The sequence below is a fragment of the Leucobacter sp. wl10 genome, assembly GCF_003569785.1.
Classification (GTDB): domain Bacteria; phylum Actinomycetota; class Actinomycetes; order Actinomycetales; family Microbacteriaceae; genus Leucobacter.
Genome location: NZ_KZ983996.1, coordinates 125291 through 133421 on the forward strand (window position 1 = coordinate 125291; position 8131 = coordinate 133421).

An 8131-nucleotide genomic window follows, 5' to 3' on the forward strand; every position below is an offset into this window, starting at 1 on the left:
CACCGGGGCGCCCGCGGGGCGCCCCGGTGCGCTCTGGTGCGGACGCGCCCACGCTCAGGGAGGCGATCGACGGGGCCCGATCTCGGGGCCCGACCGCGGGAGCGGAGGGACCACGGGATAATCAGGTTTCTTATATGATGGATCCATCATTTCATAACACCAAGGAGCACCGATGCCATTCGGAGACGCGCAGCGCCCGCTCTACGAGACCAAGGCCAACCTCTTCAAGGGACTCGCCCACCCCTACCGCATCCGCGTGCTCGAGATACTGAGTTCTGCCGGCGAGACGTCGGTGGCCGACCTGCTCTCGGACACGGGGCTCGAAGCCTCCCACCTCTCCCAGCATCTCGCCGTGCTGCGCCGCTACCGCCTGGTCCGGTCCGAACGCCGCGCCAGCGCCGTCTACTACCGGCTCGCGTTCCCCGAGGTGGCCGAGCTGCTCCGGGTCGCGCGGCGGCTCCTGCTCGGCATCCTCACCGACGACCAGGCTCACGGAGCAGCGGCCGCGGCCCTGCCCGCGCTGACGCCTCGCGGGGAGCACGAGGAGTGAGGATCGCCGCGCTGCGCGCCCTGCTGCCGTCGGGCGAGGACTACCGCGGACTGCGCTCGAGCTGGCGCGCCGATCTTCTGGCCGGCCTCACGGTCGGCATCGTCGCGCTGCCGCTCGCGCTGGCCTTCGGGGTGAGCTCGGGCGCGGGCGCCGAGGCGGGGCTCGTCACCGCGATCGTCGCGGGGCTCGTCGCCGCGGTCTTCGGCGGCTCGAACGTGCAGGTCTCGGGGCCGACCGGGGCGATGGTGGTGGTGCTCGCCCCGATCGTGGCAGCTCAGGGCGTCGGCGCGGTGGCGCTCATCAGCGTCATGGCCGGGGGGATCGTGCTCGCGGCCGGGCTGCTGCGGCTCGGCCGAGCGGTCAGCTACATCCCCTGGCCCGTGATCGAGGGCTTCACCGCCGGGATCGGCGTGATCATCTTCATGCAGCAGGTGCCCGCCGCACTCGGTGTCGCGGGCGAGCACTCATCGAACGCCGTCGTGGCCGCGTGGCAGGCCGTCTCCGAGGCGAGCTGGCCGGGCGCGCTCGTCCCGCTCGCGGCGGTCGCCGCGGTCGCGATCGTCATGCTCCTGCTGGGCCGCTTCGCCCGCGCTCTGCCGGCCTCCTTCATCGCGATCGCCGCGGTGTCGCTGATCGCCGCGATCAGCGAGCTGCCGCTGCCCGCGATCGGCGAGCTGCCGCGCACCCTGCCCGCACCGGCGCTGCCCGCGTTCGATCCCGTCGTCATCGCGGGACTCATCGGGCCCGCCTTCGCGGTCGCGGCACTCGCCGCGATCGAGTCGCTGCTCTCTGCGCGGGTTGCGGCGACGCTCGCCGACACCGGGCACGTGAACGCGGACAGGGAGCTCCTCGGCCAGGGCCTCGCCTCGATAGCCGCGGGCCTCTTCGGGGGCATGCCGGCGACCGGAGCCATCGCCCGCACGGCCGTCAACGTGCGCAGCGGCGCGAAGACGCGCTTCGCCGCCGCCGTCCACGCGATCGTGCTGCTGCTCGTGGTGCTCGTCGCGGCCGGCGTCGTCTCCGAGATCCCGCTCGCGGCTCTCTCCGGCGTGCTCATGATGACGGCCGCGCGCATGGTCTCGCCCTCCACGGTGACTCGCGTGCTGCGCTCAGGACGCTCCAGCGCGGCCGTGTTCGGCATCACCCTATTGGTGACGGTCGCGTTCGACCTTATCGTGGCGGTCGGGATCGGCCTCGCAGCGGCCGCCTTCTTCGCACTGCGGGCGCTCAGCCGGGCGAGCGGGGCTCACCGCGATCAGCTGCCCGGGCAGCCCGCGGCGGGCGACGATCGCATCGCGCTCTTCCACATCGAGGGGTCCCTCTTCTTCGGCGCCGCGGACCGCCTCATCGAGGAGATCTCAGGCGCCCCCGACGTCGAGGTCGTCATCCTGCGCCTCTCGGGGCTGCAACTCGTCGATGCGACCGGCGCGAACGCGCTCGCCGAACTCGTGCTCGCGCTCGAGCGCCGCGGCGTGACGGTGCTGATCAAGGGGATCCGGTCCGAGCACCGGGCGCTGCTCGAGAAGCTCGGGGTCGTCGGCTCGCTCAGGCACCCGAACCATCTGTTCGCCGACCTGGATCCCGCGCTGCAGCACGCCCGCTCGCACGTGCGGCGAGCGCGGGCGTGACGCGAGCGGGTCAGGCGGGATCGCGCTGCAGCGTGCCGATCTCCTCGCCCGCTCCGTTCTTCACCACCAGGGTGTCGCCGTTGACACTCACCTCGCTCACTGCGCGGAGCCAGTCGTCCACGCCGGGGCAGGCCATGAGTGTCGAGGCGCGCTTCGCCACCAGCACGCGCCCCTCCTCGATCGTGTAGGTCGACGAGATGCCGTTGCAGCCGTCGGTACCCTCCACCGTGCCATCCTCGGCGAACTGGAGGCGGGGGTTTCCGGCTTCATCGGACGACCACGCCCCGACCAGGTCCTTCTGCGAGACGGCGCCCTGCGAACCCTGTCCCGGGCTTGCGCCGGAGCCCTTCGAGGGCCCCTCGCCGGTTCGGGGGCCGCCCGCGCAGGCGGTGAGCGCGACCGCCAGGAGTGCCGTCACCCCTCCCAGTGCCGCCGTTCGACCGATGCGTCGAAAACTCATGGGATCAGCTCCTCTCAGGTCGGTTTCAGGCATCGTAGCGAGCGCGTCTGCACGTGCTTTCAGCAAAAAACTGAACTCACCGTCTCAACAGGGATTTAGCTGTGATTTATAACGGTTGGACAACGTTCATCAGTTGCGAAGCTGGGAATCCCCGCATAGCCTAGCTGAGGCCTCTCATGTGGTCGGATTCGCGGAATATCGCGCAGGGGACATGCTGCGCGCGTTTCAGGGCAGTTCTCACGCGTATCCTCACTGCCGAGGCGGGAGTACATCAACCAACCGAAACCACCTGGGGGACCCACACGTGACGAAACGTCGCCCGCTTGCGCTCTGCGCGGCAGCAGCCCTCGGCCTCGGCAGCCTCTTCATCGCCTCCCCGGCGCTCGCAGAGGACGCCGGAGCCGGAACCGACCCAACGGCTCTCGCATCTGCGGCCGCCGCCGACATTCAGGAGCAGAAGGGCGAGGAGAGCGTCGTCGGCTACGGCGCGAACACCGTCGACGGCGAGCCCGTCGTTCTGGTCAGCAACGAGCTCAAGGGCGACGCTGACCAGCTCAACGCGATCGCCGCTGAGAACGGCGCCAAGGTCGCGCTGATCAGCCCGGCCACAACCGATGCCGCCACCGACGTCGTGGGCGGCGCCGGCTACGTGTCGCTCGACGCCACCGATACGATCCTGGGTGCCTGCTCGCTCGGGTTCTCGGCCTGGTCCCCAGCAGGCCAGCCCGCCCTCATCACCGCCGGCCACTGCCAGAGCAGCAAGCCCGGCATGAACGGAGTGCGCACCGGTCTGACCCTGCCCTCCGCCGAGCCCGCCGTGGGCGGAGAGGGCTTCAAGCCCAACGGCACCGGCATCCTCGGCGACTTCGGCTTCGCGCAGTTCGGCGGCCCCGGCAACACCGACGGAGCCGAGAACGATCCGACCTCGACCGACATCGCCGTGATCGACGTGACGGACCCCAAGTTCAAGCTGCGCCCCGAGGTCACCGACTGGACCACCGCCGCGCAGGACGACCTCGCCGCGAGCACCACCGACATCACGGGCGTTGCGCTGCCGAAGTCGGGCACCGTCTCCAAGTCGGGCCGCACGACCGGCGTCACGACCGGCAGCACCACGGTCGACCTCCCCTACACCGACGGCAGTGTGCGCCCGACCGAGATCCTCGACGGATACATGCAGATCTCCGGCCGCTGGGTGCGCGGCTTCATCGGCGGCGCCCTCACCGAGGGCGGCGACTCGGGCGGCGCCGTGTTCCAGGGCGAGAACGCCGTCGGCGTCGTCAGCGGCGGCCCGGAAGAGCCGCCCGCGCGGGGCGACGACTGGGCCTGGTACACGCTGCTCCAGCCCGCGCTCGAGCTGACCGGCGGCTACCAGGTCGCGATCGCACTCGATGCCCCCGTCGTCGACAGTCCCGCGAACAACGCGACCGTCGAGCCCGGCTCGGACATCGTCGTGTCGGTTCCCGCCCCCGCCGACGAGCTCGCCGTGAGCTACCAGGAGGGCGCCGGTGAGGTCGTGCCGGTCCAGAACGGGAAGGTCACGCTGCAGGCACCCGAGCAAGAGGGCACCTACACCTACTCCCTGAGCGCCAAGAAGGGCTTCAACTCCTCGGAGACGGTCCAGCACACCATCACGGTGGCTGACATCCTGCCCCGTCCGGTCATCAACGATCAGGAGCTCACCGCTGCTGAAGGCGCGGACTCGGCATCGACGACCATCACCGGCACCGGCGAGCCCGGCGCCACGGTGACCGTGAACGGTATCTGGGAGGCGACGGTGGGCGCTGACGGCAAGTGGGAGTACCCCGACGTCAACATCGGCATCGGCGTGAACACCCTGAGGGCGACCCAGACCCTCGAGGGCGAGACCTCGAACGAGGCCACCGGCACCATCACGGTGAAGCCCGCCGCAGCGAAGATCACCTCCGTCGACCCGAACCAGACCTTCGCGGCCGCTGACGCGCCGAGCTCCATCGCGGGCACCGGTCTGGCGGGCGCCAACATCAAGGTGACACTGAACGGCAAGGAGGTGGGCGCCGACCTGGCCACCGCCGACGCCGCCGACCCGAATGTCGTGAAGGAGGACGGCACCTGGAGCGTCGACCTGGGCGCTCAGCTCGGGGCCGGCACCTACGCCGTGAGCGCGGTGCAGAGCCTGAACGGAGCCTCGTCGGCCGAGACGAGCCTCGTGTTCACCGTCGAGGCCGCTCCGGTCGACCCGGTCGATCCCACGGATCCGACCGACCCCACGCAGCCGACCGATCCGGTCAACCCGACCGACCCCACGCAGCCGACCGACCCCCAGAACCCCGGCGGGGAGCTGCCCCTCACCGGTAGCGCGGACATGCTGCCGTTCGGCATCACCGCTGGTGCGCTTCTGCTCCTCGGTGTGGGCGCGCTCGCGCTGACCGCGCGACGCCTGAAGACGGACGAGGCGTAATCCTCCGACCGCCAAGCGGGTAGCAGAGACCCCCCGAGCCCTCCGGCTCGGGGGGTCTCTGCGTGCGCGGCCCCGGCGAGGGGCGCCGACGCGGCGCGCGAAGTGTGACGCCTCTTTACCCATCGGCTCGCGCCGAACCCGCGGTGCGCGAGACGATAGGGGCATGACCGCGATCGACGACTGTACCGACCCGGGCGGTGTGCCCTTCGCCGAGCTCGATCCCGCGCTGCTGCGCACGCAGCGCACGAGCCTCAAGTGGACGCGCTATCCCGAAGACGTGCTCCCGCTCTTCGTCGCCGAGATGGACTTCGCCGTCGCGCCGGTGGTGCAGCAGGCGCTGATCGGCCGCGTGCTCGCCTCCGATACGGGCTACCTCGACGGCCCCGGGCCGCTCGCCCCCGCCTTCGCCGATTTCGCGCGGGATCGCTGGGGCTGGGACGTGCCGCACGATCGCGTGCACCTCGCCACCGACGTCGCCACCGGCATCGTCGAGTCGCTGAGGCTCTTCAGGCCCGGGGGCGGCCGGATCGCGCTGCCCACGCCCGTCTACCCGAGCTTCTTCGAGGTGCTGGACGAGGTGCCCTTCGAGGTCGTCGAGATCCCGCTGCGCACGGTCGAGAGCGGCGAGGTATCGGGATCCGGAGCCCCCCGCCCCTCCCGGGCGCCCGAGGCGCGCCTCGACCTCGCCGCCATCGAGCGGGCCTTCGCGAGCGATCCCGGCGTCGACGCGTTCCTGCTCTGCAGCCCGCACAACCCGCACGGCCTCATCCACTCGCCCGACGACCTCGCCGAGCTGGCGCGCCTCGCCGCGAGGTACGACGTGTTCGTCGTCTCGGACGAGATCCACGCGCCGCTCGCGCACGCCGGCCGGGCCTTCACCCCGTTCGCCCCCCTGGCGGCCGCGGCTGGAGCGCTGTCGGTGACCACGACCTCCGCGAGCAAGGGCTGGAACCTCGCCGGCACCAAGTGCTCGGTGATCGTCGCCGCCGACGAACGCGCGAACGAAACCCTGCGCAACCTGCCGCCCGAGGTCGCCTGCCGCGCGAGCATCCTCGGCCTGCACGCGAGCGTGGCCGCGTTCGAGCGGGGCCGCGACTGGCTCGATCGCGCCATCGCGCGGTTCGAGGCCAACGACCGCCTGCTCGCCGAGCTGGTGCGGGATCGCCTGCCCGGCGTGCGCCGCACGCCCCCGCGGGCCGGCTACCTGGTCTGGCTCGACCTCCGCGACGCCGGGCTCGGCGACGACCCGCACGAGCGCATCCTGCGCGACGCCCGCGTCGCCCTGAACGACGGCGCCTCATTCGGCGAGGGCGGATCCGGCCACGCCCGTCTCAACCTCGCCTGCGCCCCCGACACCATCCGCGAGGCCGTCGAGCGCATCGCCCGCATCCTACCCCCGAAGGAGCCAGCATGACCGACACCGCACAGCCGATCTACGACTGGGACGGCTTCGGCTTCGACACGCGCCAGGTGCACGCGGGCGAGTACCCCGATCGGAATCACGGGCTGCGGGTGCCGCCGATCGCGCTCTCGGCGGGCTACCTCTTCGACGACTTCGACGACCAGGTGAGCCGTTTCGACGGCAGCATCCACTGGCGAGCCGAGGACCGTCCGGGGCACGAGGCCCCCGACGGCTTCGCCCTGTCGCAGAGTGAGCATCGGCGCGGCGGCGACGGAGCGGTTCGCGACCGAGGCTACGCCTCGTCCCCGAGCGAACACGCTCCCATCTACTCCCGCCAGGGCAATCCCTCGAACTGGGTCGCCGAGGAGCGCCTCGCGTCGCTCGAGGGCGGCGTCGTGTCGGTCGCGGTGTCGAGCGGTCAGGCGGCCATCTCGTCGGCGCTGTTCGCACTCGCCCAGCAGGGCGACCACATCGTGTCGACGGCCTCGATCTACGGCGGCACGCGCATCCTCTTCGGCCGCAGCTTCAAGCGCTTCGGCATCGAGCTCGACTATGTGTGGGACGCCGAGGACGACGCCGAGTGGGAACGCGCGATCCGCCCCGGCACGAAGGCGATCTACACCGAGACGGTGCCGAACCCCTGCAACGACATCACCGACCTGCGGCGCATCGCCGAGGTCGCCGCCCGCTACCGGCTGCCCATCGTGGTCGACAACACCGTGGGCACGCCCGCGCTGATCCGCCCCTTCGAACACGGCGCCAACATCGTGGTGCACTCGACCACCAAGTTCCTCACCGGACACGGGGCGGCCGTGGGCGGTGCGGTCGTCGACGGCGGCAACTTCGATTGGGACGCGGCGGAGCGCGCCGGGCGATCCTACCCGCTCATCACGCAGTCTTCGCGACCCGGGGTGCCGTCGATGCTCGAGCGCTTCGGCACCGGAGCCTACGCGCGCGCCGTGCGCGAGTCCGTGGTCAACGACATCGGCCCGACTCTGTCTCCGCTGCACGGCTTCCTGCTGCACCAGGGCATGGAGACGTTGTCGCTGCGCATGGAGCGCCACGTCGACTCGTCGCAGCGCATCGCGGCGTGGCTCGAGCAGCAGCCCGAGGTCGAGTCGGTCGACTACGCGGGGCTCCCCTCGAGTCCGCTCCACGGGCTCGCCGTGCGCGACTACGGCGAGAGCGGCGGCATCGGCCGCACCGGGTCGGTGTTCGGCGTGACGGTGCGCGGCGGCATCGAGGGGGCGCGCGCCTTCGTCAACGGGCTGCGCGTGTTCTCGCGCATGACCGGCATCGGCGACACCCGCTCGATGGTGCTCCACCCGCTCACCTCGACGCACGGCACCTTCGCGCCCGAGGTCAACGAGCGGCTCGGGATCACACCGGGTCTGCTGCGCCTCTCGGTCGGCCTGGAGTCGGCGGACGACCTGATCCGGGACCTGCGCGGGGCGCTGGACCGAGTGGGGGACGCCCAGGGGTAGCCGCACCGGCGCCCACCCGCATGCCGCGCCGGCGCCACCGAGCCGGGTCGACTGAGCCGGGTCGACTGAGCCGGGTCGACTGAGCCGGGTCGACTGAGCCGGGTCGACTGAGCCGGGTCGAGAGGCGAAAAAGTGGCTCATCGTAAATGGGGGTGTAGGTGCGGCCT

6 protein-coding genes are annotated in these 8131 nt (G+C 71.4%); 5 read left to right on the forward strand and 1 reads right to left on the reverse strand.

Annotated elements, in window-relative coordinates:
* The first annotated feature begins 172 nt into the window (after nucleotides 1–172).
* Together D1J51_RS10825 and D1J51_RS10830 are read left to right on the forward strand one after the other, a co-directional pair.
* Complete coding sequence (locus D1J51_RS10825) at nucleotides 173–550, forward strand: ArsR/SmtB family transcription factor (RefSeq protein WP_119075208.1); 378 nt, start codon at nucleotides 173–175, stop codon at nucleotides 548–550.
* Nucleotides 547–2178: a SulP family inorganic anion transporter gene (locus tag D1J51_RS10830; protein ID WP_205547868.1), complete on the forward strand. Its 1632-nt coding sequence runs from the start codon at nucleotides 547–549 to the stop codon at nucleotides 2176–2178. The genes D1J51_RS10825 and D1J51_RS10830 overlap by 4 nt, the downstream gene beginning before the upstream one ends.
* A 10-nt stretch (nucleotides 2179–2188) precedes the next feature.
* Here the strand turns inward: D1J51_RS10830 and D1J51_RS10835 are convergent, their stop codons facing one another.
* On the reverse strand, nucleotides 2189–2638 hold the full coding sequence (locus D1J51_RS10835) for an META domain-containing protein (protein WP_162903780.1): 450 nt from the start codon (nucleotides 2636–2638) through the stop codon (nucleotides 2189–2191).
* Between the two features lie 304 nt (nucleotides 2639–2942).
* On the opposite strand from D1J51_RS10835, the gene D1J51_RS18590 reads away from it, so the two are divergent.
* The 3 genes from D1J51_RS18590 to D1J51_RS10850 all read left to right on the forward strand — a co-directional run bounded on the left by D1J51_RS18590 (nucleotide 2943) and on the right by D1J51_RS10850 (nucleotide 7964).
* Nucleotides 2943–5078 carry a S1 family peptidase gene (locus tag D1J51_RS18590; protein WP_119075210.1) on the forward strand — a complete coding sequence of 712 codons (2136 nt, stop codon included), beginning with the start codon at nucleotides 2943–2945 and terminating at the stop codon, nucleotides 5076–5078.
* 163 nt (nucleotides 5079–5241) lie between these two features.
* On the forward strand, nucleotides 5242–6492 hold the full coding sequence (locus D1J51_RS10845) for a MalY/PatB family protein (RefSeq protein ID WP_119075211.1): 1251 nt from the start codon (nucleotides 5242–5244) through the stop codon (nucleotides 6490–6492).
* The gene (locus tag D1J51_RS10850) at nucleotides 6489–7964 is read left to right on the forward strand and encodes an O-acetylhomoserine aminocarboxypropyltransferase/cysteine synthase family protein (RefSeq protein WP_119075212.1); all 1476 of its coding nucleotides are present in this window, start codon (nucleotides 6489–6491) and stop codon (nucleotides 7962–7964) included. Before D1J51_RS10845 ends, D1J51_RS10850 begins: the two co-directional genes overlap by 4 nt.
* The last annotated feature ends 167 nt before the right edge of the window (nucleotides 7965–8131 follow it).